This window comes from Arcobacter sp. (genome assembly GCF_050300555.1).
In the GTDB taxonomy this organism is placed as follows: Bacteria; Campylobacterota; Campylobacteria; order Campylobacterales; family Arcobacteraceae; genus Arcobacter.
In genome coordinates, this window is record NZ_JBNKXY010000018.1 from 1 (window position 1) to 23284 (window position 23284).

Consider the following 23284-nt stretch of genomic DNA (forward strand, 5'->3'; position numbering starts at 1 on the left):
TCATATATAAATTTACTAAAGTGAAGTTAAGTATCTAAACAAATCAAAAATGCAAATGTCCTTATCCTACCTTTTATTCCAACATCTGCAAAAGCCGAATGTTTATTTTTTTTTCGGAAAAGACTTGTAACTGTTTGAATATAACAAATATGCTGGGAGCATATTTTTATATGAGTTTTACAAGTCAGATGCTGGAACGAAGTGACTAAATTCTGGTACAGACAAAAGATAAATAATAAGTGAGGGAACCCAAAGGGCTTTGAAACTCTGTTGGTGGTTTTCTCAAAGAGAGTGCAAGCACAAGGCTTACTTTGTCCATACAAAGTAAGAGAAAGCGAAGACTTTTAGGTGTTTATGAGAAATAAATAGTTTATCCAACTTTTGATATACTAGAAAAAAAATTATAGAAAGAAAACAATGATAAAGACACCCTATTTGACAGTTGATGGTATTATAAAATTATATGATAAAGAAGAAAATTTTAGAGGAATTGTTTTAATTGAAAGATTGAATCGACCACTTGGAATTGCTATTCCTGGTGGTTTTGTTGATATTGGTGAAACAGTTGAAAATGCAGTTATTCGTGAAATGAAAGAGGAAACATCACTTAATGTTTCTATAGAATCACTTCTTGGAGTATATTCTGACCCAAAAAGAGATGAAAGATTTCATACAGTATCACTTGTATATGTTTGTAAAGCCTATGGAAAACCTATTGCTCAAGATGATGCAAAAGAAGTATTTATTTATAAAAAAGATGAAATACCACTTGACAAACTTGTATTTGACCATAAAATTATTATGACTGATTTCCTTAAGCCCCACTTATAGTAGGCAAACTTTATTATAATACTGCATTTTTAATAACGAATTTTACATATTATTTAGCCAAAAAAATGAAAATTATTACAAATATACAACTTAAATATTTACTGTAAAATAACTATAAAATTATTTTTTTAATATTACTTTTATATTTAATTGAATAACATTGATGATTATTAAAAATAAAGGTAGGTGTTTAAATGAGTATGTCTATATGCCAAATGAACACAAATAGATATTATCTTATAGACAAGGTAATTATAAATGAAAATGTTGAGTTTTTTTTCGATTTATATGGAAAAAATAAAAAAGAGGAATCACTTTCTTTAATTTCTATAAAAGGTAGAAAACTACTCAAACATGATGTTGAAAATCTTATGGACTACAACTTCTTATACGTTCATGAAGATGAAAAAGAGTTTTATAGTAGTTATTATAAAGACTATATGAGTTTTAAAATCATACCTAAAAATATGGAAAAATTTTATTCCAATATAGGTAATATTGTCAACCGAATGTTTGAAGACCCTCAATCTATAAAAAATGTAAAAGAAGTTGAAACTATAGTTAATGATATGGTAACTACAATTTTACATGACAATTTTTCAGTTAGTTCTTTTATTACTATTCTTGCAAGCGATTATTATACCCATACACACTCTTTAAACGTAAGTGTTTATTCTCTTTGTCTTGGTAAACATATGGGTCTGAACCAAAAAGATTTAGAAAACTTAGGAACATCAGCTTTACTACACGATTTAGGAAAAAGTAAAATAAGTGATAAAATCATCAATAAAAATGGTGTATTGACTGAACATGAATTTAATGAAGTAAAAAAACATCCTATGTATGGATGGGCGTTAGCTAGACAATTAGGTATAACAAATAAAAGTATCTTAGCAGGTATAAGAAACCATCATGAAAGAGTTGATGGTACAGGTTATCCAGATAAATTAAAAAATGAACAAATAGATATATTTGCAAAAATCATTGGTGTATGTGATGTATTTGATGCCCTTACTACAAATAAAACTTACAAAAACTCTATGGGAACATTTAATACTTTAGTTATGATGAAAAAAGATATGTCAAAACATTTAGATAGTAATATTGTAAATCATTTCATTGGAATATTTAAAGAAGAGATGGAAAAAGTACAAAAAAACAACTAATAATTTTTAGAAAGATGATAAAAGGAGTAAACTCCTTTTATCTAAAGTATATGGTCTTCTTTTCTTGGTTGAGGAAGAATAAGATTTAAAAATATACCAGTAATAGCTCCAAGTCCAATTCCTGAAAATGAAACACCCCAGAAATTAAAAGTCATACCACCAATAGAAAACACTAAAATCATAGAAACAATAACTAGATTTCGTGGACAATTAAAATCAATATTTGCTCGCACTAGCGTAGATATACCAACACTTGCAATAATTCCAAATAATAACAACATAATTCCACCCATAACTGGTACAGGAATAGTTGCTAAAACACCACCAAGTTTACCAACAAAAGCCAACACAATTGCAGTAATTGCCGCCCAAGTCATAATTGCTGGGTTAAATGCTTTTGTTACTGTTACTGCTCCTGTTACCTCTGAATAAGTAGTATTTGGTGGTCCACCAAAAAGTGAAGCAACTGATGTAGCTAATCCATCACCCAAAAGAGTATTTTTTAGTCCAGGTTTTTTAAGATAATCAACTTTAGTAACATTTGAAATAGCTAACATATCTCCAATATGTTCTATAGCTGGAGCAATTGCTATAGGTAGTATAAATATAATAGCTTGCCAATTAAACTCTGGCGCTGTAAAATTTGGTACTGCAAACCATGAAGCTTTTGCTACGATAGAGAAATCAACTATTCCAAAAAATATAGAAACAATATAACCAACTATTATAGCACCTAAAATAGGAACTAATCTAAACATCCCTTTTCCTAAAAGAGAGATAAATACCATAGTAAATAAAGAAATCATAGAGATTATGATTGCTTTATCAAAATTAACTAAAACAATTGCACCATCACCTGTTTTTCCCATAGCCATATTAACAGCAACAGGAGATAAAATAAGCCCAATAGAAATAATTACAGGACCTACTACAACTGCTGGTAAAAGTTTATGAATAAAATTATCACCTTTTAATCTAATAATAAAACTAAGTACCACATAAAACAATCCAGAAGCGACAAGTCCAGACATGGTTGCAGCAACACCCCAAGTTTTTACACCATAAGAAATAGGAGCAATAAAAGCAAATGAGGAAGCTAAAAATATAGGGGGAACTGCTTCTTTATTTATTAATTGAAATACTAAAGTACCAAGTCCTGCTGTAAACAAAGCAACATTAGCATCAAGTCCTGTCAAAATTGGTACAAGTACAAGTGCACCAAAAGCAACAAATAAAAACTGAATACCAAGAATAGAGTCTTTTACTCTAAAGTTATAATCTGTAGGTTTCATTTATCCTCTTTATAATAAAATAATTTTACTATAGTAGCCAAATAATGGTTAATACTTTGTAAACTATTGTCTATATTATAAGTAGTTTTGGGATATAATCAAACTCGAATAATAAAATAAATTAGGATAAAATATGTATAAAGAAAGTACTAATATACTTGTAAAACATCTAATAAATAGACTTAGAGATGTAAGAACTGCATCAAATGAATTTAGACTAACAATTGAAGAAATATCAAGAATAATTGCGTCAGAAGCTTTAGCTGATTTTAATACTGTAACACAAAATATAAATACTTGGCAAGGCCCATTAGATGTTCAAATGATAGAAGTTCAAAAATTAGTACTTGTGCCAATATTAAGAGCTGGTGAACCTATGCTTACAGGTATATTAAGAACTCTGCCATATGCAAGAAGTGGATTTTTAGCAATGAAAAGAGATGAAGAAACTGCATTATCAAAACTATTTTATGAAAATATTCCAGAACTTGAAGATAAAACAGTTTTACTACTTGATCCCATGGTTGCAACAGGTGGTTCACTAATTGATGGAATATCTTATTTAAAAAGTAAAGGTGCTAAACGAATCATCTCTTTAAATATTCTTGGAGCACCAGAGGGAATAAAAGCTATTCAAGATGCACATCCAGATGTAGATATTTTTATAGCACAAATTGATGAAAGACTAGATGATAACAAATATATTAGACCAGGTCTTGGAGATGCTGGAGATAGAGCATTTAATACACACTAAAAGAAGTAGTTTCCCCTACTTCTTAATTTAACTTTTAAACTACTAAAACTAACAAAAATACTCTTCTACTTTAAAAAATTTTATATTATAAATATAATTTTTGTAATTTATTTAATTTTTAGATAAAATTGCATTATTTGGCTTTAAGGATTAAAATTAGAATGAAAAAATTTTTAAATATTAATATAAATAAAAATTATATTATTGAAAATAGAGTTTATATTTTTTCATTGATATTATTTATTCTTTTAAATATCTCTTTTTATAATCTAACAAAATACTATTCTATACATAAAACAGAAGAGAGAATTGAAGACTTTTTACAAAATGTAAAAGCAATAAGAAACTTTGTAAGTAATAGCCAAAAAAATGAAATATATTCATTAAAAGAACAGAATGTTCTAGATAAGGATTTTTTTACACCTGTATTGATGTCTTCTACATATATTGCAACAAGAATAAATGAAGAGTACAATGAACTTTCACGTAAAATAAATCGACCACCTATTAAAATTAGATTTTCAAGTACAAACCCTAGAAATCCCAATAATATGGCAAATAATGAAGAGACAAAACTCCTAGAAAGATTTAACAAAAAAGAGATATCAGTTTATAAAAAGATTGTTAATACAGAGTATGGGGATGCTCTATATTATGCTATACCTACAAAAATCACAACTGATGCTTGTATGAGATGCCATTCAGATCCAAAAAATGCACCAGCAGGTTTAATTAAATTATACGGAGATAAAGCAGGTTTTTATGAACATAAAGGAGAGATAAGAGCAATGTTATCAACCCTTTATCCTATGGAAACAGAATATAAAGAATCGGCAATTTTATTTTTTGTTCTACTTCTTTCAACTTCAATTATATTTTTATTTATCATTATATTCTTTAGTAAATATAATAAAATCTTACATAAAAATAATGATTTACTAAAACAAAGAATTAACCTAGAAATAGCAAATAATCAAGAAAAAGATTTAATTATGCTACAACAATCAAAAATGGCAGCTATGGGTGAAATGATAGAAAATATAACCCACCAATGGAAACAACCACTATCCGCTATGCTAACACAATCAACAGGAACATTGCTTCAAAAAGATTTAGGAATGAGTGATGAAAAAGCATATATTAAAACAATAGAAAATGTAGTAACAAATGTAAATTATCTCTCTACTACAATTGATTTTTTCAAAGATTTTTTTACTGGAGAAAGAGTAGAAAAAATCTTTCACCCTAAAATACTTGTTGATAGGGTAAATAACATTATTATTTCAAGTATTAAAAGACACAGTATTCAACTTAAAAATAATATAGATGATTCAATAAAAATAAAATCATATGAAAATGACTTAATACAAGTATTTTTAAATATAATTAACAATGCGAAAGATGCCTTAGTAGAACACAACAATTTAACAACAAGATATCTAATAATAGATGCCATTGAGACAAAAGAGTATCTTGAAATCTCAATCAAAGATAATGCAGGTGGCATAAAAGAAGAATACATAAGTAAAATATTTAACCAATACTTTACAACAAAAGAAAAAAATGAAGGTACAGGTATTGGATTGTTTATGTCAAAAGAGATAGTAGAAAAACATCTTCATGGAGCTATAGAAGTAGAAAATGTAAACTTTGAATACAACAATATTCAATGTACTGGAGCAAAATTTACAATCAAACTTTTTAAAAAATAAGTTCAAATAAAAAAAAGCCCTATGTAAAAGAATAATATTCTCTTACATAGGGCTTTTTTAATGGAGCGGGAGACGAGACTCGAACTCGCGACAATCTGCTTGGAAGGCAGAAGCTCTAGCCAACTGAGCTACTCCCGCAACAAAAAAATTTTATCAAAAAAAACTTAATTTTTCAATAAAATAAGTGGTGGGTCTACTGTGACTCGAACACAGGACCACTCGGTTATGAGCCGAGTGCTCTAACCAACTGAGCTATAGACCCGACTAATTCAATAGTGGCGGACAGTGAGAGATTTGAACTCTCGGTACCGTTACCAGTACGCATCCTTAGCAGGGATGTGGTTTCAGCCACTCACCCAACTGTCCTTCTTTGAATTAGGACTGTGATTTTAGACAAATAAAGTTAAAAAATTGCTTAATTTTTACCAATTTCTTACTTAATTTATAAATTTATTTTGTTAAAAAGATTTCAGATATTTTCTAAAATTTTTTTAACCACTTCCTTAGGATTTTTATCTTGATAAATTGGTCGTCCAACCACAATAAAATCTACTGAATTTTCTTTTGCAAATGGGATATCTGCTACTCTTTTTTGATCCCCTGCATCTTCTCCAAATGGTCTAATTCCAGGACAAAGAGTAATAAAGTTATTTGAAGTATTTTTTTTAATATCTAAGCTTTCAAAAGCAGAACACACAACGCCATCTACACCAGAACTAAATGTATCTTTTGCAAATTGAGTAGCCTTTGTTGATATTGATTCATTATAAACAGCTAAGAAACTAGCATTATCAAATGATGTTAAAGCAGTAACAGCTAAAACTAAAGGTCTATTGGGAATATTTTTAATTCTATCCATAACTGTTTGCATTGCGTTTATTCCAGCGCTTGCATGGACATTAAACATATCCACAAGCCCAAAGCTTGATATCTCTTCTGCAGCATCAGCCATTGTGTTTGGTATATCATAAAGCTTTAGATCTAAAAAGATTTTAAAGTTTGGATTTATAGCTTTTAAATCTTCTAAAAAACTTTTACCATCTCTAATATATGACCTAAATCCAACTTTTAACCATACATCAAAATCTTTTATTTCTTTAACTAATGCAAGATTTTCTTCAGCACTTGGTAAATCTAATGAAATACATAGTTTCATTATGCTTCCTTAATAATTTTATCCAATACACCATTTATAAATTTTGGTGCGCCATCACTTGCTAATCTTTTTGATAATTCTATTGCTTCATTAATAATAATAGCTCTATCTAATGTCTCAAAAAGTATTTCATAAATAGCTAATCTTAAAATAGATTTTTCAACAGAACCTATATCTTTTATAGTTCCTTGATTCAGATGAGAAGAAATATGCTCATTTATAAGCGTATAATTATTTACAACACCGTTAAATAAATTTAGAGCAAACTCTTTTTGTTTATTTCTAATTTTTTTATCTTCTAAAATTTCATCAACAAATTTTACAATACCTTCATTCCCTAAATCATAAGCATATAATAAACCTATTACAGACTCTCTAGCTTGTGTTCTTGTTGCCAAACTATTTTCCCATCTCTTTATATAAATCTAACATCTCAATAATCGTAATCATAGCTTCTGCACCTTTGTTTCCAACTTTACTTCCAGCTCTCTCTATCGCTTGCTCTATTGTATCTGTTGTTAAAACACCATTTGCTACAGGCTTTCCTGATTTGATACCAACAGTAGCTATTCCTTTTGTAGCTTCAGCAGAAATATAATCAAAATGAGGAGTTGCACCTCTTATTACTGCGCCTACACAACACACAGCGTCGTATTTACCACTTGCAAGTGCTTTTTCTAAAGCAAAAGGAATTTCAAATGCACCAGGAACTAAAACTAAATCAAGATTTGCTTCATTTCCACCATGTCTTAAAAAAGCATCTTTTGCACCTTCAACTAATCTATCTGTAATAATATGATTAAATCTACCATTTATAATAAGAACTTTTTCGCTTCCGTCAAGTCTTAATTTACCTTCAATAATATTCATTTAAATTTCTCCAAAAATTGTGTATAAGTGACTGATTATATCCTAAAGCATCTTTAAAACGCTTAATACAATTTAATATTTTATTTTTAAAAAATAATAAAAAATATTATTGTAAAAAAATTGTAAATAATTAACTTTATCATTTAATGTACAATTTAAAATAAAATTTAAGGAAATCAAAGATGAAAAATTTTTCAATTAGAATCAAACTATTTATTGTTTCAATATTATCAGCACTATCAATCATAGTTTTAACAATAATTATTAATTACAATGTTACACAAATTTCACAAATGCAAGAGATAAAAGGTGATGCAATCACACTAACTAACAAAATTTTAAATTTGATGAGATTAGAAAAAAATTTTTCCTTAACTCATGATGAGAATATAAAAAAAGAGTTTGATTTATTATACAAAAAAGAGATTCAATATATTAACTATTTAACAGCCGAATTAGATAGCTACGGTTTACCATCAGATGGTGTTAAAAATTATACTAATAAATTATCAGATTATAATTTAGAATTTCAAAAATTATTTACAACTATACAAGAGATAGGATTTACAAGAGACTTTGGTGATTATGGAGAATTAAGAAAAGTAATTAAAAAAGCAACAACATTAATAAAACTAAAAAAAGATGAAGTTTTATTTAGTCATGTACAAGAATTAAGAAAGCTTGAAATGGAATTTATTATTACACAATCTGATAAATATGAACAAGAAATAATCGAAAAAATAAAAGAGATTTTTGAACTAATAAATCAAAGTAACCTATTAGAAGAGTTAGAACAAAAAGATTTATTGTCATATTTTGATAACTATCAAACAATCTTCAAAAAAATAGTAGTAAACATAAATAAACTTGGTTTTTATAAAAAAGAAGGTTTATATCCTAAACTTAACTTTATCATTAGTGATGCACAAAAAAACTTGAATACTGTTGTTATAAATATAAATGAAATTTTAGAAGAGAAAATTAGACAATATCAAATAAACATTTGGATTGTATCAATCTTTTTTATTACATTGATTCTTACAATTTTATACTATATTTCAAGTAAAACTATAGTTACTCCAATAAAAAACTTTGAAAAAGGTTTAATTGATTTCTTTAAATATTTAAATAATGAAATCAATGATGTATCCTTATTAAATCTAAATACAAAAGATGAATTAGGCAATATGGCAGAAATTGTAAACAAAAATATAATAAAAACAAAAAAATTACTTGAAGAAGACAAATCACTTATAAACGAAACCATCGTTGTTTTAGAAGAATTTGAAAAAGGAGATTTATCTCAACGAATTCAAACAATTTCTAATAATCCTTCATTAAACGAATTAAAAAATGTTTTTAATAAAATGGCAATAAACTTAGAAAAAAATGTAAAAAATATATTAACCGTTTTGGATAAATATACAAAATATAACTATTTGGATGAAGTAAATAATCTTCATTTAAACAAAGACTTACTTGAACTTGCAAACGGCGTAAATACCTTAGGAAATTCAATTACAAATATGCTTATTACAAATAAAACTATAGGAACAGAGCTTAATAATAGTTCAAATACACTACTTCTAAGTGTAGATAAATTAAATAATAACACAGTAGAAGCTGCACGTTCTATTGAAGAAACATCAATTTCATTGGATGAAATAACTAAAAAGATAATTGAAAACAATGAAAACGTTGAAAAAATGTCTTCATACACAAATGAGTTAACAATATCTGTAAAAGATGGAGAAAAACTAGCTCAGCAAACTGCAAATGCAATGGATGAGATTACTGAACGTGTTACTTCAATAAATGAAGCACTTAATTTAATTGACCAAATTGCATTTCAAACAAATATTTTATCACTAAATGCTGCAGTTGAAGCAGCAACTGCTGGTGAAGCTGGAAAAGGCTTTGCTGTTGTTGCCCAAGAAGTTAGAAACCTTGCAAATAGAAGTGCAGAAGCTGCAAAAGAAATAAAAGATATGGTTGAAAATGCGAATACAAAAGCAAATGAAGGTAAACAAATTTCTGATGATATGATTAATGGATATTCAAATTTAAGTTCTAATATTAATGAAACAATACTACTAATCAATTCAGTCTCAGAATCATCAAAAACACAAGAAAAAGAGATGAATCAAATTAATTCTTTGGTTTCACAATTGGATAAAAAAACACAAGAAAATCTAGAAGTTTCACAAAGCACTTTTGATATGGCTTCTAAAACAAATCAAATATCAAACCAAGTAGTTAAAGAGACAAATACAAAAATATTTAAAGGAAAAGATTAAGGTTTTAGTATTAATATCCTAAAACCTCTTGAATTGCAAAAATCTCATTTATAGTTTTATATAAATCCTCGACTTTTAGCATATTTGGCCCATCACTTTTTGCAATACTTGGGTCAATATGTGTTTCAAAAAAGAAACCATCTACCCCCACTGCAGCTGCAGCTTTTGCCATAGATGGAACAAAAGCAGAATTACCACCAGTAGTTCCACCTGTACTTGGTATTTGAACAGAGTGTGTTGCATCAAAAATCACTGGTGCATATTCTCTCATAAGAATTAAATTTCTCATATCCACTACAAGTGCACCATATCCAAAAGTATTACCCCTTTCACAAAGCCATACATTATTATCTAGCGAGTTTTGATAGCTAACCTCATCAACTCCTCTAGTTTTAAGTATCTTATCAATTGGATGTTTCATAGAATCAGCGGCTAAGAACTGACCTTTTTTTACGTTTATTATACAAGATGTTTTTGCAGCAGCAACTAATAAATCTGTCTGTCTACATAAAAAAGCAGGGATTTGTAATATATCCATAACTTCTGCTGCAGGTGCTGCCTGATATGATTCATGGATATCTGTTATTAATTTATATCCAAACTCTTTTTTAATCTCTTCAAATAGTTTTAATCCATCATCAAGTCCAGGTCCTCTATATGAATCTAAACTTGTTCTGTTCGCTTTATCAAATGAAGCTTTAAAATAAAATTCAACTCTTTTATCTTCACTCAATGGCTTTAACTTTTCAGCTATTCTAAATACTGTATCTCTATCTTCTAAAACACAAGGTCCAGCTAAAACTTTCACTTAAATATCCTTCTTAAAATTGTTCTTTTTTCTTTTCCACTATAGGCATAATAAAATTCATAAATATTTTGAGCAATATACTGCATATCATGTCTAGCATACTCATCACAAGCAAAAAGTATTTTATCATTTTTTTGTAAAGTCATATCCCACTGTGGGATTAAATAAATTTCACTACCTCTTATTAAAACTAAGGGTACTACATTATTGTTTAATTCTCGGTTATGTAGTGATGTCTTAAAAATCTCTAATTTTAACTCTTCATCAGAATCTAGATGCTTATAAATTTCAGGTGCATCATGTATTGTTATATTTATCTCTTCTAGCAATGGATTTTCATCTATAGTCTGAGTTAATCTTTTTACTAAACTTGATGCCCATGCTTCATCTTTATTAATCATCTCTTGTATAAAAATATTTGACAAAGGATTTATAAGTGCATTTGTTGTTTTGTTTATCAAAATATTTGCAGGTAAAAACACATGGTCAATCTTTGAATTTTCAAACATTGATACATGTCCTAAATCATTCTCCCTAGCAATTGTCATAATTTTTGGATTTAATCGTTTTGCACTACTTAAAATTGACAAGTTTGTTGTATCATCATTTGTTGCTGCAATTATTGCTACACTTTCACAAATACCAGCTTTTATTAACATCTCTTTATCATCGGCATCACCAATAATTATTTTAGAAACACTATCTGCTTTGTAATTAATTAATTTTTTTTCATCTAACTCTATAAAAACTAACTCAATACCATTATCACTTAATCTTCTATGAAGATAACTTCCCATACGACCAAAACCACAAATAATATATTTACCAACTGGAAATCTAGGAGTATGACCATTTAAGGTATCTATTTTATAAATCCATTTTTCTAACTTTAAAATATTTGGTGCTTTAAATGCTACATCTATCTCTTTTGAAATAATCGAAAAAGGATTTGCTACTATATCAACACCAATATCAAGTAAATTTTCAGCTTGATTCACTGTTGTTGCTTTTACTACAAGTTTAAGAGTTTTGTTTAATAATTTAGACATAACCGCTATTTTTAGATTTAGTTTATCATCACTAAAAACAGATACTAAACCTCTACAATGATTTTTTGTAATTCCAGCATCTTCTAAAACTTTTGGAGAACTTGCATCGGCAAGTAATACAGGAACATGTGGTGTAAAATTTTCCAAAAGTAATTCATTCACCCTACTTTCATCTGATTCTATTACTACTGTTCTTATATCAAACTCTAAAGCTTTTTTTATTATCGCAGAAGTGATTGAATTATAACCTAGAACAATAATAAAACTCTGTCTTAGATTTTTGACATTTCTTTTAAATTTTGTTCTTCTCAACTCTTCCAAAAGAAGTTTATCTTGTACTAAAGAGACAAGCGTTCCTATACCATAAAACCATCCAAGAACAGTAAGATAAATAGAAAAACTAACCCAAAGTTTTTGAGGATAGGTAAAAGCGTATGGAGTTTCACCAAAACCAATTGTGGTTGCTGTATAAGTTATAAAATAAAAAGCATCAAAAATGGACATATGATAAACATTACCTTTATCATCTACTCCATCTATTAACAAAAGTCCTACCATCGCAATAGTATATGTAACAATTATTACAATAAAAGGTATTCTCATTCTAAGAAGAACTATCCATAATGTACTATTTGACAAAACTATCCTAACTATTTTTAATATTTTTCAAAACTAACGTTTTGATTTTAGAGTATCACCCACATATAATAACACAGAAACAATATTTGCCAATAATGCACCTGCAGAAAGTGAAATAACAGTCGTAATAATTTCAGCATCAACTACACTTACATAAGTAGCTATAGTCCATACAGAAGCTGCAGATATTAATTGAATATCTGCAACAAGTGATGTTGCCAAAAGTACAGAACCAACTTGTGTTCTATCACCAAGCTTAAGTACTGTTGCAATTATATTTATAATAATTGCGGCAAAAAGCTCATATTTACTATGATGGGCTAAAGTATCAAAATCTCCATAAACAAAACCAAAGTTAACAGTCATTGCTAAAATTATGAAAAATCCTGAAATAACTTTATCCAAGTTCATGATATTCATCCTCCAAATCTCTACCGATTTTAAGTTTTCTTTTAAATACATCATCCATATTATCATAAACTTTTGCATCTTTATCAACAAACATAATTCTATGTTTATTTAATTGCTCAACACTTTTTAGTCCCATGATAGCCAACAGACCTTTTACACTTTTTAATAGGTTTTTATGATAATTAGCAACTTTTTTAGCATGTTTGTGTACAAAATATTTTTTTCTTTTTGCTTTATTTTGAGTTGCAAGACCAACAGGACAATCATGTTTAGTAGTTCCAGAACAATATCTAGCTCTAATACATCCTGCACTCATCATAAATCCTCGAGCAATTTGTATAAAATCAGCACCTAAAGACATAATAATAATTACATCATCAGGAGTTAAAACTTTACCACTTGCAACAAGTTTAATACTATCTCTAACACCAAACTCTCTTAAAACTTTATCAACTAAGTAAATAGAATCTTTAATATCAAGTCCTACTCTTTCCATCATTTCGATTGGAGCTGTAGCACTTCCACCACTTCCACCATCAATTGAGATAAAGTCAGGGTAACCAGGGATATTATTATCAATTCTTCTTTTTATCTCTTTAGCATATGGTTCAATATTTTCCATATCAGAAATTACAATTTTTACACCAACAGGCTTTTCAGATATTTCTTGTAACTCTCCAATAAAATCAAAAAGTTCTTCTATACTACTTGCAAAAGGAAATCTATTTGGTGAAAAGACATCTTTATATGCTTCAACATTTCTGTAATATGCAATAGCAGGAGTTACTTTATGCGCTGCAAGTTTTCCACCTGTTTGTTTTGCACCTTGAGCTATTTTAATCTCTGTCATTCGACAAAATTTCATAACTTTTTTATATCTTAAAGGATCAAACTTTCCATTTTTGTCTCTAGCCCCATACAATCCAGAACTTATTTGAAATATAATATCAGGAATATCAGATGGTACTTCATCAGGAAAACACTCCAAAGGAGCATCCCAATTTACTCTATGAAATAATTTTGACTGTAAATCAAAAATATAAGTTTCCGCTTCAGGATCTTTTCCAAATACTAATTTTCTATAAACATCAGCTGCTACGGCACCATTAAAAAAGAATTGAACAATATCTTTAATTTTTTTCTTAATAAAATTACCCTCTACAACTTTCATGTAGCCAGCTTTATAATCTTGGTGAGTAACAAAGAAGTTAGAAGTAACTCCACCTTCACCTGAATTTATTGGGAAATTACCTTCTAAAGCACCCTTTGCAAAAGCTCGTGTTCCTTCAGGTGAGATAGAACCATCACTCATTGCAGATCGTCCGATTATTGACTTAGATGTATATGGTTTTTTTCTTTTTGGACCAAAAGTAACCTCAAATTTATCATCAACTTCATTATCATTTAAAACAATATTTGCATGTCTTATCATAAACTTTGGATATGGTAAAGGCTGACTTGGAGAAAAAGAAGCATAATTTGGTAAATCTCTACATGCTTTATTAACCCAATCTAATTTATCCTTTGACTCATAAAATTTCTCATCACCAAAATATTGTCTAAAAGGTTCCCTTGCTTCTTCAAAAAGATATCTTAATCTTCCAATTATTGGATAATTAACCAATAACTGATGATCCCTTTGAACATACTTATCATGCACATACCATGCAAATATAACAAAACCTATTATAGCCCACTCAATAGTTGACAATTCCCAATCAAAATTCACTTTTTCCCCTTATTTTTTACTTGAAGCTAAAACTCCACTAATAACGATTAAAATTATACCTAATATTATCCAAATATCAGGAAATTTATCCCCTAAAACCATTCCAAGTATAATTGCAAAAACTAAAGTACTATATGAAATTGTACCTATTATCCCTGCTTTCACACTTGCATAAGCTTTTGTCATATATATTTGAGCAAAAGTTGCAGTCGTTCCCATAAGCACAATAAATAATAAGTCCTTTAAATTTGGCATAGTAAATGTACCTAAAATAAAATCGAAACTACTATTTGTATAATATGTTCCAATAACCATTAATATAACTGGTCCAACTGTTCCAATTGTCATAAATGATAAAACAATAACCCTTGTATCATAAAAAGTTCTTAATTCCCTAACAGCAGTATATGCTAATGCTGCTCCAACACCTGAAAAAATCCCTAACCAATCTGACTTATCAAGGGAACTACCATCAAATTTTGTAATGAAAAGTATTCCTATAAAACCAATAAAAATACCAATCCAACCTTTAATAGACAATTTTTCTTTTATGAAAATAAAGGCAAATAAAGCTGTGAAAATTGTAGATGTTTTTGAAAAAGTCATTGCTTCAGCAAGTGAGATGTAAGAGATATTATAAAAGAACATAACTAAAGCAGCAAATCCAATAAAACCTCTAAAAAATAGTAATAAAGGTTTTCCGCCCCTTTGTTTTACAGGCTTTTTGTACAAAGATATAGTAATTAAAAATACACCAAATATATTTCTAAAAAAAACAACTTCGATTGAACTCATAGAAGAACTTAACTCTTTTGCAAAAGCTCCCATAAAAGCAAATAAAAGTGATGCCAAAAGCATATACTTTATGCCTTGTGAAGTTTCTGTATCCATTATAATCCTAGGGAATAAAAACCGAATTTTAATTAATCTTTTGTTAAAATCCAATTATTTTCAATAAATAATAAATAGTTTTAATAGATAAAAAATAATGAAATAAAATAATAGGGAAAAAATGAAATATTTAAAATTAAGGTCTTCAAAAAATTTACAAGGTAAGATAAAAATTTCTGGTGCAAAAAATGCGGCATTGCCACTACTTGCATCAACTATATTATCTAACAATAAAATAAATATTGGAAACCTTCCTGATGTTGTTGATATCAATACTATGTTAAAGTTACTTGAAAAATTAGGTGCTGAATATTCAAAACAAAAAAATAGTATCAACATATCTACAGAAAATCTAAAAGAGACAAAAGCAACTTATGATATTGTAAAAACAATGAGAGCTTCAATACTTGTATTAGGACCGTTGTTATCTAGATTTGGACATTGTGAAGTATCATTACCTGGCGGATGTGCTATTGGACAAAGACCTGTTGATTTACACTTAAAAGCTATGGAAGCAATGGGTGCAATTATTGAAATAAAAGCTGGATATATAAAAGCAACTGCTCCAAATGGATTAAAAGGTGCAAAAATAGTTTTTGATAAAGTAACAGTTGGGGGAACAGAAAATGCAATAATGGCTGCAGCATTAGCAAATGGAAAAACTCAAATTATAAATAGTGCAAAAGAGCCTGAAATAGTGCAATTATGTGAAGTTTTAAAAAATGCTGGCTTAAATATTGATGGAATTGGAACTTCAACAATCACAATTGAAGGAACAAATAGAAAACTTCTTGAATTTAAAGATTTTGATATAATTCCTGATAGAATAGAAGCTGGAACTTATATGTGTGCAGCGGCTATTACAAATTCTAAATTAACAATTACGCATGTTGAGCCTTTACATTTAGATGCTGTAATCTCAAAACTTGAAGAGATGAACTTTAAAGTTGAAACAACACAAAGTGAAATCACTATATTTCCAAGTGAGAAAATAAAACCAGTACATATAATCACAACAGAGTATCCTGGTTTTCCAACTGATATGCAAGCTCAGTTCATGGCACTAGCTACACAGGCAAATGGTACCAGTACGATTGATGAGAGATTATTTGAAAATAGATATATGCACGTAAGTGAACTTCTTAGAATGGGAGCAGATATACATTTAAATGGAAATATCGCTACAATAACAGGTACACCAAATAGTTTAAATGGTACTGATGTTATGGCTACTGATTTAAGAGCTAGTTCGGCGTTAGTTCTTGCGGCATTAGTTGCAGAAGGTGAAACAAATATTCATAGAATCTATCACCTTGATAGAGGATATGAAGATTTAGAAGGAAAGTTACTAAATATCGGTGTTGATATTAAAAGCTTTAATGAATAATAATTTTTATTATTATTCATTAAGAAATATTTAACTAAAATAAATTTAATAAATTAAGGTAGAAATATGAAACTTGAAATCTCTTTATTTAGATTTGATTGTAAATCTGATTATTTACCATATTACACTAAGCATTTTTTGAGTGTAGAAGAGAATAATACACTTTTAACAGTTTTAAATAAACTAAACAGTGAAAATGAATTTTCATTTGAAAATAGTCCAAGCAGTTACATAGTTGTAAATGGAATTTACATGAATGTAATGACAACTTGCAAACAAATTAAGTCAAATTTTGGAAATGACATTAAAATCGAGCCACTAAGTATTAGAAGAGTAAATAAAGATTTTATAATGAATGAAGATGATTTTAATTCTAAACTTTCAATTTTAAGTGAATTTATTAGTACAGATATGTTAAGCACAAATATTGACAAAGAGTTTAAAGAACTTTACCAATCTTATAAACCTTATTTTTATGCTTCAAATACTTTAAATGTTGAATACAACTATATAGGTGATGCAATTTTACTTTTAGCTTCAAATTTAATAGAAAAATTTCCTGAAAAAGAAAAAGCTATTTTAAATAGAATAAAAGAGTATGAATATGGGATAGAGTATCACACAAGTTTAAGCAACAGAATTTTAAATTTCGACCAAAATATTGAAGATAAAATTATTGCGTTGAGAAGCAAACTAAATATTTCAAAACCTAGTGAAAAGCAAAACTTTAAAATAAACTCTTCTAAAACAATAGACTTTGGTAGTTTTAAAAACTCTTTAGAGATTAAACACTCCTTTGAAGATTTTAATTTAGCTTACTTAAAATCAGAAGATTCTAAAGAAAAAACAAACTTAATCTCAAAACTTAAAGCAAAAGTATTAAATCTATCATCTCTAAATCAAGACTTAGCTAAGGATACTTTTCATATAAATCCAGAACTAACTTACAAAATAACTTCAAATCTAATGCTTGATGCTTACGATAGTGGAGCTGATTTTATAGTTGTTGATAATGACCAAGATTTTTATTTACTTGATTCAAATAGAAAAAATATGGAAAAAATTATTGGAAGAGAGATTAATATCCCTGTTTTACATATAAATGAACTTGAAAATCTTGCTATTGGTGAACATGATTTAGTAAAAACTACACTTAAAAATCATACGGTAGATCCCCAAATAATATAATGGGAAAATTATGATTCTTGGATATGATTATATAATCTTAGCATTAATCATAATTATTTTATTATTACCTTTTTATATTTATAGAAAAAAAGTATTTAAGTTTTACTACAATAAGAATAATATTGCATATCTAATCAAAGATATGCAAATTTATTTAAAAAATAGCCATCCTAAAATCAATTTTGATTTTTCAAAAATAGATTTGATAAATAAATCAAACTCAAAAGATCTCTCTATTTTACTAATTATTGAAGACATTATTAATCAATTTATTAATTTACCATATATAAAAAGAACACAAAAAAGCATAGCTAATGAGCTTTTATGGGGTAATTATGAAAAAGAATCTATTCCCAAAAATAGCACAGCAAATAATCTTTTAAGAAGAAAAGAATTGGTTATAAAAAGAGATAATTATAGATGTAATAGATGTGGTAGCCCCATAAAACTTGATACTTCAATGTTACTTTTAATTAAAGATATCGAAAGTGGGGGAACATATCATTTTGAGAATCTAACTGTTTTATGTAATGATTGTAATAAAATAATCCATAGTGAAAATCCTGAAAAACTTATGAAAGATTTAAATATATTCTACATGCTCAAGAAAAAATATCTAAAATAGTTTAATAATTAATAGATACATAAAAACTCAAATCAAATTCATTTTCTTCATTTAAAAAATTATTCTTTCTATATATTACATATGAGGGTTTGGTTGTTGTTTCATACTCACTTTTAGGAAGCCATTCATGATAAACCCAATGTATAAATTTAAGAATATCACCCCTTTTACCTATTAAATCAAATTTGGCATAAACACCTTCAGATATTTTAAAATTTGGTAATCTATCACTTTTAATATTTTTGTCATCAGTTACAATACAAGCGATATATTGACACTCACTCAAAGGTGTAATAGTTGGATTATCATGGAAGAGTGCTATTTGTTGATAATCTTTTATATCATTTGATAAAATCCAAGTTTGAAGTTTCTGCCAGGCCTCTTTTATATTTGCATTGTAACCATTATTTCTAATATAAAAACTCTCAAAAAATGGCATTTTTACTATTGTAGGGGTCATATTTGAAAAATCTGCAGTAGATTGCATGGCTTTTTGAGATTGTTGTAAAATTTTTGTAGAATAATCTTTATATCCTGTATTTCTCCACTCTTTGGGAGTCATGTCAAATCGCTCTTTGAAGCTTTTGATAAATGAAGATTGAGAAGAATATCCACATTGGTTTGCTATATTTGATATAGTAGAATATTTATTTGTCAAAAGAAGATTTGATGCCTTTTGTAAACGTATAGATTTGATACTTTCATAAATATTTTTTCCAAAAGCATCTTTAAAGATTCTGTGCATGTGAAATTTACTAACATCAAGATCAATACTTAACTCTTCTATATCAATATGAGTATCAATATGAGTGTAAATATAATACATAATGTCATTTGCTATTTTTGTTCTTTTTTGTAACGTCTCTTTTTTCATAAGAAATTATAGCAAAAATAAACTATAAAATTAGCACTAATAGATAATATATTTAGCACAAAAAAAGAAGAAGTAATAAATTTATTTTCCTAAAATAGATTAAATAAATTTTTAGGGTATTTATGGACAAAAATGAACAGTTAAAATTGGTCTTCAATCATTGTAATTCTTTTAATTTAAAGAAAATAAAAGTTGATACACTATTATTAATTATTCATGCTCTTTTATGTGATTATGAAAAAATTGATATTAAAGATAAAACAAAAAAAGACACTTTACCAATAAATAGTTATGAAATAGAATTTATAAATAAAAGTGTACATGACTTAAAATGTTATTTGGAAAATAATATTGTTGTAAGTGAAACTTTACTTTATATATTTAAAAATAAAAATCAATCACCTATTTTTTCAAAAATCTCTAAAAACCTTGAACCAATGAGGGTATATTATCAATACCTTACATCACTTTTTTCTACTAAAATTACAAAAGGCACATATTTTATCCCTGAACTGTTAGCATTTTCTCTAATTCATTACTTTAAAAAAGAGTATCAAAAATCTTTTATAGGTCACAGTGTAATAGAAAATTTTCCTACGGAAAAACTCTTAAATATTTATAATAAAAACAATATTGAAATAAAAAAGCATATCTCAAAAACAGAACAAATAAATTCATGGAGAGTTAAAACAAATCTAGATGAAATGTATGATTTATCTGAATTTATGGTAAAAAAATATTTAGAATATACTTATAAAATCAATGACAAAAGAGTATCAAAAATTAGAGTAAAAAGAAAAAAGTAGTATTTAGTCTTCATTTTTAGAATAACCATTTAAAACATCAATATAATTTCTTTTTAAATGGTTATTCTTTTTTTCTTTTTTTTGCTCTATTGTTTTAAGTAAACTATTTACATAAACCTCTTCCAAACTATCTAAATAATCCACCTTACTTTTTATGATACTTAATGTTGAATCTTTTGGAATAATAAAAGGAGTAATAATTACCACCAAATTTATTTTATCATTTATATATTTTTCATTTTTAAACAAATTACCTAAGATTGGTATATCTTTTAAAACTGGAAGTCCTGAGTCTGTTTGAAATTTCTTACTTTTGATTAATCCTCCAATTATCACACTCTCTGCATTATTTAATATAGCAGTAGTTTTTACCTCTTTTTTTGAGGTATCAAGATTTTCACTTGTTGTTGATTCTTTTGCATCTTCAACTATAGTATTAATATCTAAAATTATTTTATTATCTGATATTCTAGGCTTAACTTTTAAACGCAAACCTATCTCTTCCCTTTTAAATGATTCAGTTGTACCAGAGTTATTTGTGGTTTGCCCAGTTTTAAAAGACTTAGTTTCACCCACATAAATAGATGACTCTTTATTATTTATACATAAAATAGAAGGTTCTGAAATTACATCAACTGCCTGGTTTTGTTTAAGAAAATTTATTGTAGCACCTAAAGTTAAACCCTTTGATAAGGAATTTATATCAAATCCAAAACTACTAAACTGTGAAAAATCTATTGCAGTGCTTTTTAAAGTGTTAAAGGAACTTGAAAATGTACTTAAGGTACTTGAACTATATTTATTAAAGCCATTTAGACCATATTCCAAACCTATCTCTTTTGTTTTTGTTTCACTTATTTCTACTATTTTTGCTTTTATATATATTTGAGAACTTGCACTATCTAATTTGTTGATAAAATCTTTTATTTTATTAACACTACTTTTTGTACCAGTTATGATTATAGAGTTCGTTTGTTTTTCTGTAGTTATAAGAGGATTACTATTTTTGTTTAATGTAATTTTTTCATTTATAAAAATAGCATTTATTACATCATGTAAATTTTGAGCTTCTAAGTTTTTAATTCTTATTACCTCAACAACTTTATTTTCTACACCTTGCTTATTAATATTTTCAATTTTTAATATCTCATCATCTTTTATTAACTTAAATCCTTTTTTCGACAAAGCATAATCTAATATATCCAAAAGTTTATCTTTTTTTATTGCTTCATTGGTGATTAGATCAACTTTTCCTTCAATTTTATCAACATAAAAAATATTTTTATTAAGTTGTTTAGAAGTGATTTTTATAAGTTCTTCAATATCAAGATTTTTAAAATTTATATTTATAAAATCATCTGTTTTTGCATTTAGTAATACAGAAAATACCATTAATAAAAAGAGTAATATCTTCAAATTATTTCCTTTTAAATAATTTTAAAGATTATTATATATATTAATTTCTTAATTTTTACAGCTAAATTATATTTTTATTTCTAATTTTATTCCTAAAGGCAACTCTTTTTCAAATTGTTCAAAATTTCCTTTTGTAGATTGTAGTAATAACTCTACTTTTAAATTAAACTCTTTGCCTAATATATCTATATTTGAATTTTTAATTAAATATTCAAGTTTTGACAACTCATTATATTCACATTGCAATTTTTTTATCTCAAGTTTTTGATAGGTTTCTAATTGAGCAATATTAATAACACTATTAACAGCATCACTATAAGCTCTAACTAATCCGCCAGTTCCAAGTTTTACTCCTCCAAAGTATCTTACAACTATTACAAAAGTATTTATTAAATCATTTCCAGCCAAGACATTTAAGCAAGGTTTTCCACTTGTACCTTTTGGCTCTCCATCGTCACTACTGTTTTCTATAATTTGGTCAAATTCATTTAAATATCTGTAAGCATAAACAAAATGCCTTGCTTTTGGATGCTCATTTTTTAATCGCTCCATCACTTCATTAAATTTTGAATAAGGAGCTAAAAAAGCATGAAATTTTGACTTTTTCTCTTCAAAAGTTGAGCTAAACTCTTTTTGAACATATTTCAACTATAATTCCACCCATGAGATTAGATTTATTTTTAACAAAAGCTTTCGACATACAAAGTAGAAATAAGGCGCATGAACTTATAAAAGCAAATAAAATAAAAATAGATGGTGCCATTATATCAAAACCATCTTTTAATGTAGAAGAGAATCAAAAAGTAGAGATACTTGAAGATACTTTTTATGTTTCTAGAGCTGCTTATAAATTAAAATACTTTTTAGATGAAATAAATTTAAACCTTGAAAATTTAAATGCACTAGATATAGGCTCAAGTACTGGTGGCTTTACCCAAATACTACTTGAAAATTCTGTTGCTAATGTTACTTGTGTTGATGTTGGTTCAAACCAGTTACATGAAAAAATAAAACACCATGATAAAATAAAGTTTTTTGAAAACTGTGATATAAGAGATTTTTCTTCAGAAAAAAGTTTTGATATAGTAACTTGTGATGTTTCATTTATAAGTTTACACAATATTTTATCTGATATAAATAGATTATCAAAAAAAGATATAATAGTACTATTTAAACCACAGTTTGAAGTGGGTACAAATATAAAAAGAGATAAAAAAGGTATGGTAAAAGATAAAAATGCCATAGAACAAGCAAGAGTGAAGTTTCTAGATGCAACTAAACTTTTAAATTGGAATCTAATTAAAAATGCTAAAAGTAAACTAGAAGGTAAAGATGGTAACATCGAAGAACTTTTTTACTTTCAAAAAAATATATAGGTAAGTT

The 23284-nt window shown here is 27.4% G+C and carries 22 protein-coding genes and 3 tRNA genes; 10 read left to right on the forward strand and 15 right to left on the reverse strand.

Annotation, left to right across the window (positions count from 1 at the left end):
• Window positions 1-417: 417 nt before the first annotated feature.
• Together ACQY5W_RS11710 and ACQY5W_RS11715 are read left to right on the forward strand one after the other, a co-directional pair.
• Window positions 418-831, forward strand: coding sequence for an NUDIX domain-containing protein (locus tag ACQY5W_RS11710; RefSeq protein ID WP_428025159.1), 414 nt, complete (start codon window positions 418-420; stop codon window positions 829-831).
• Window positions 832-1025: 194 nt separating this feature from the next.
• Entirely contained in the window at window positions 1026-1997 is a 972-nt protein-coding gene (locus tag ACQY5W_RS11715) for an HD-GYP domain-containing protein (protein ID WP_428025160.1), read from the forward strand.
• A 41-nt stretch (window positions 1998-2038) separates the two neighbouring features.
• Here ACQY5W_RS11715 and ACQY5W_RS11720 read toward each other — a convergent pair whose 3' ends face one another.
• Window positions 2039-3289: a uracil-xanthine permease family protein gene (locus ACQY5W_RS11720; protein WP_428025161.1), complete on the reverse strand. Its 1251-nt coding sequence runs from the start codon at window positions 3287-3289 to the stop codon at window positions 2039-2041.
• A 133-nt stretch (window positions 3290-3422) separates the two neighbouring features.
• On the opposite strand from ACQY5W_RS11720, the gene upp reads away from it, so the two are divergent.
• Together upp and ACQY5W_RS11730 are read left to right on the forward strand one after the other, a co-directional pair.
• Window positions 3423-4043, forward strand: coding sequence for a uracil phosphoribosyltransferase (gene upp, locus ACQY5W_RS11725; RefSeq protein ID WP_428025162.1), 621 nt, complete (start codon window positions 3423-3425; stop codon window positions 4041-4043).
• Between the two features lie 161 nt (window positions 4044-4204).
• On the forward strand, window positions 4205-5755 hold the full coding sequence (locus ACQY5W_RS11730; protein ID WP_428025163.1) for a c-type heme family protein: 1551 nt from the start codon (window positions 4205-4207) through the stop codon (window positions 5753-5755).
• A gap of 61 nt (window positions 5756-5816) precedes the next feature.
• On the opposite strand, the gene ACQY5W_RS11735 is transcribed toward ACQY5W_RS11730, so the two are convergent.
• The 6 genes from ACQY5W_RS11735 to ribH form a co-directional block, all read right to left on the reverse strand.
• Window positions 5817-5893: transfer RNA gene (locus tag ACQY5W_RS11735), tRNA-Gly, on the reverse strand.
• Between the two features lie 47 nt (window positions 5894-5940).
• Window positions 5941-6017, reverse strand: a tRNA-Ile gene (locus tag ACQY5W_RS11740).
• A gap of 14 nt (window positions 6018-6031) precedes the next feature.
• Window positions 6032-6121: transfer RNA gene (locus ACQY5W_RS11745), tRNA-Ser, on the reverse strand.
• A gap of 103 nt (window positions 6122-6224) precedes the next feature.
• Window positions 6225-6911, reverse strand: coding sequence for an orotidine-5'-phosphate decarboxylase (gene pyrF, locus ACQY5W_RS11750; RefSeq protein WP_428025164.1), 687 nt, complete (start codon window positions 6909-6911; stop codon window positions 6225-6227).
• Window positions 6911-7309 (reverse strand): transcription antitermination factor NusB, encoded by a 399-nt coding sequence (nusB, locus tag ACQY5W_RS11755; RefSeq protein WP_428025165.1) that lies wholly within the window; start codon window positions 7307-7309, stop codon window positions 6911-6913. Before nusB ends, pyrF begins: the two co-directional genes overlap by 1 nt.
• A 1-nt stretch (window position 7310) precedes the next feature.
• Window positions 7311-7781, reverse strand: coding sequence for a 6,7-dimethyl-8-ribityllumazine synthase (gene ribH, locus ACQY5W_RS11760; protein WP_428025166.1), 471 nt, complete (start codon window positions 7779-7781; stop codon window positions 7311-7313).
• 182 nt (window positions 7782-7963) lie between these two features.
• Here ribH and ACQY5W_RS11765 point away from each other — a divergent pair, with 182 nt between their 5' ends.
• The gene (locus ACQY5W_RS11765) at window positions 7964-10078 is read left to right on the forward strand and encodes a methyl-accepting chemotaxis protein (RefSeq protein WP_428025167.1); all 2115 of its coding nucleotides are present in this window, start codon (window positions 7964-7966) and stop codon (window positions 10076-10078) included.
• 10 nt (window positions 10079-10088) lie between these two features.
• Here the strand turns inward: ACQY5W_RS11765 and kdsA are convergent, their stop codons facing one another.
• From kdsA to ACQY5W_RS11790, 5 genes are read right to left on the reverse strand one after another with little or no spacing between them, the layout of a single operon-like run.
• A complete protein-coding gene (gene kdsA / locus ACQY5W_RS11770) occupies window positions 10089-10886 on the reverse strand; it encodes a 3-deoxy-8-phosphooctulonate synthase (protein WP_428025168.1) in 798 nt (265 codons plus the stop codon).
• A complete protein-coding gene (locus tag ACQY5W_RS11775) occupies window positions 10883-12574 on the reverse strand; it encodes a potassium channel family protein (RefSeq protein WP_428025169.1) in 1692 nt (563 codons plus the stop codon). The genes kdsA and ACQY5W_RS11775 overlap by 4 nt, the downstream gene beginning before the upstream one ends.
• A 33-nt stretch (window positions 12575-12607) precedes the next feature.
• Window positions 12608-12985, reverse strand: coding sequence for a DUF6394 family protein (locus tag ACQY5W_RS11780; protein ID WP_428025170.1), 378 nt, complete (start codon window positions 12983-12985; stop codon window positions 12608-12610).
• On the reverse strand, window positions 12972-14714 hold the full coding sequence (locus ACQY5W_RS11785) for a glutamate synthase-related protein (RefSeq protein WP_428025171.1): 1743 nt from the start codon (window positions 14712-14714) through the stop codon (window positions 12972-12974). The genes ACQY5W_RS11780 and ACQY5W_RS11785 overlap by 14 nt, the downstream gene beginning before the upstream one ends.
• Before the next feature lie 9 nt (window positions 14715-14723).
• A complete protein-coding gene (locus ACQY5W_RS11790; protein WP_428025172.1) occupies window positions 14724-15605 on the reverse strand; it encodes a DMT family transporter in 882 nt (293 codons plus the stop codon).
• Between the two features lie 121 nt (window positions 15606-15726).
• On the opposite strand from ACQY5W_RS11790, the gene murA reads away from it, so the two are divergent.
• The 3 genes from murA (at window position 15727) to ACQY5W_RS11805 (ending at window position 18805) form a co-directional block, all read left to right on the forward strand.
• Window positions 15727-16992 carry a UDP-N-acetylglucosamine 1-carboxyvinyltransferase gene (murA, locus tag ACQY5W_RS11795; protein WP_428025173.1) on the forward strand — a complete coding sequence of 422 codons (1266 nt, stop codon included), beginning with the start codon at window positions 15727-15729 and terminating at the stop codon, window positions 16990-16992.
• A 66-nt stretch (window positions 16993-17058) separates the two neighbouring features.
• Entirely contained in the window at window positions 17059-18180 is a 1122-nt protein-coding gene (locus tag ACQY5W_RS11800; RefSeq protein WP_428025174.1) for a DUF5644 domain-containing protein, read from the forward strand.
• Between the two features lie 10 nt (window positions 18181-18190).
• Window positions 18191-18805, forward strand: a complete 615-nt coding sequence (locus tag ACQY5W_RS11805) for an HNH endonuclease (protein ID WP_428025175.1) — start codon at window positions 18191-18193, stop codon at window positions 18803-18805.
• Window position 18806: 1 nt separating this feature from the next.
• Here the strand turns inward: ACQY5W_RS11805 and ACQY5W_RS11810 are convergent, their stop codons facing one another.
• The gene (locus ACQY5W_RS11810) at window positions 18807-19679 is read right to left on the reverse strand and encodes an AraC family transcriptional regulator (protein ID WP_428025176.1); all 873 of its coding nucleotides are present in this window, start codon (window positions 19677-19679) and stop codon (window positions 18807-18809) included.
• A gap of 122 nt (window positions 19680-19801) precedes the next feature.
• Here ACQY5W_RS11810 and ACQY5W_RS11815 point away from each other — a divergent pair, with 122 nt between their 5' ends.
• Entirely contained in the window at window positions 19802-20485 is a 684-nt protein-coding gene (locus tag ACQY5W_RS11815; protein WP_428025177.1) for a hypothetical protein, read from the forward strand.
• Between the two features lie 3 nt (window positions 20486-20488).
• On the opposite strand, the gene ACQY5W_RS11820 is transcribed toward ACQY5W_RS11815, so the two are convergent.
• The gene (locus ACQY5W_RS11820) at window positions 20489-21901 is read right to left on the reverse strand and encodes a type II secretion system protein GspD (protein WP_428025178.1); all 1413 of its coding nucleotides are present in this window, start codon (window positions 21899-21901) and stop codon (window positions 20489-20491) included.
• 66 nt (window positions 21902-21967) lie between these two features.
• The gene (locus ACQY5W_RS11825) at window positions 21968-22549 is read right to left on the reverse strand and encodes a YigZ family protein (protein WP_428025179.1); all 582 of its coding nucleotides are present in this window, start codon (window positions 22547-22549) and stop codon (window positions 21968-21970) included.
• A 14-nt stretch (window positions 22550-22563) separates the two neighbouring features.
• Here ACQY5W_RS11825 and tlyA point away from each other — a divergent pair, with 14 nt between their 5' ends.
• Window positions 22564-23277, forward strand: a complete 714-nt coding sequence (tlyA, locus tag ACQY5W_RS11830; protein ID WP_428025180.1) for a 23S rRNA (cytidine-2'-O)-methyltransferase TlyA — start codon at window positions 22564-22566, stop codon at window positions 23275-23277.
• Window positions 23278-23284: the final 7 nt, after the last annotated feature.

Bases quoted from the DNA above. Each gene is read 5' to 3' on its own strand.
- ACQY5W_RS11710 (WP_428025159.1), top strand. From the start codon at position 418: ATGATAAAGACACCCTATTTGACAGTTGATGGTATTATAAAATTATAT.
- ACQY5W_RS11715 (WP_428025160.1), top strand. From the start codon at position 1,026: ATGAGTATGTCTATATGCCAAATGAACACAAATAGATATTATCTTATA.
- ACQY5W_RS11720 (WP_428025161.1), bottom strand. From the start codon at position 3,289: ATGAAACCTACAGATTATAACTTTAGAGTAAAAGACTCTATTCTTGGT.
- upp (WP_428025162.1), top strand. From the start codon at position 3,423: ATGTATAAAGAAAGTACTAATATACTTGTAAAACATCTAATAAATAGA.
- ACQY5W_RS11730 (WP_428025163.1), top strand. From the start codon at position 4,205: ATGAAAAAATTTTTAAATATTAATATAAATAAAAATTATATTATTGAA.
- pyrF (WP_428025164.1), bottom strand. From the start codon at position 6,911: ATGAAACTATGTATTTCATTAGATTTACCAAGTGCTGAAGAAAATCTT.
- ribH (WP_428025166.1), bottom strand. From the start codon at position 7,781: ATGAATATTATTGAAGGTAAATTAAGACTTGACGGAAGCGAAAAAGTT.
- ACQY5W_RS11765 (WP_428025167.1), top strand. From the start codon at position 7,964: ATGAAAAATTTTTCAATTAGAATCAAACTATTTATTGTTTCAATATTA.
- ACQY5W_RS11780 (WP_428025170.1), bottom strand. From the start codon at position 12,985: ATGAACTTGGATAAAGTTATTTCAGGATTTTTCATAATTTTAGCAATG.
- ACQY5W_RS11790 (WP_428025172.1), bottom strand. From the start codon at position 15,605: ATGGATACAGAAACTTCACAAGGCATAAAGTATATGCTTTTGGCATCA.
- murA (WP_428025173.1), top strand. From the start codon at position 15,727: ATGAAATATTTAAAATTAAGGTCTTCAAAAAATTTACAAGGTAAGATA.
- ACQY5W_RS11800 (WP_428025174.1), top strand. From the start codon at position 17,059: ATGAAACTTGAAATCTCTTTATTTAGATTTGATTGTAAATCTGATTAT.
- ACQY5W_RS11805 (WP_428025175.1), top strand. From the start codon at position 18,191: ATGATTCTTGGATATGATTATATAATCTTAGCATTAATCATAATTATT.
- ACQY5W_RS11810 (WP_428025176.1), bottom strand. From the start codon at position 19,679: ATGAAAAAAGAGACGTTACAAAAAAGAACAAAAATAGCAAATGACATT.
- ACQY5W_RS11815 (WP_428025177.1), top strand. From the start codon at position 19,802: ATGGACAAAAATGAACAGTTAAAATTGGTCTTCAATCATTGTAATTCT.
- tlyA (WP_428025180.1), top strand. From the start codon at position 22,564: ATGAGATTAGATTTATTTTTAACAAAAGCTTTCGACATACAAAGTAGA.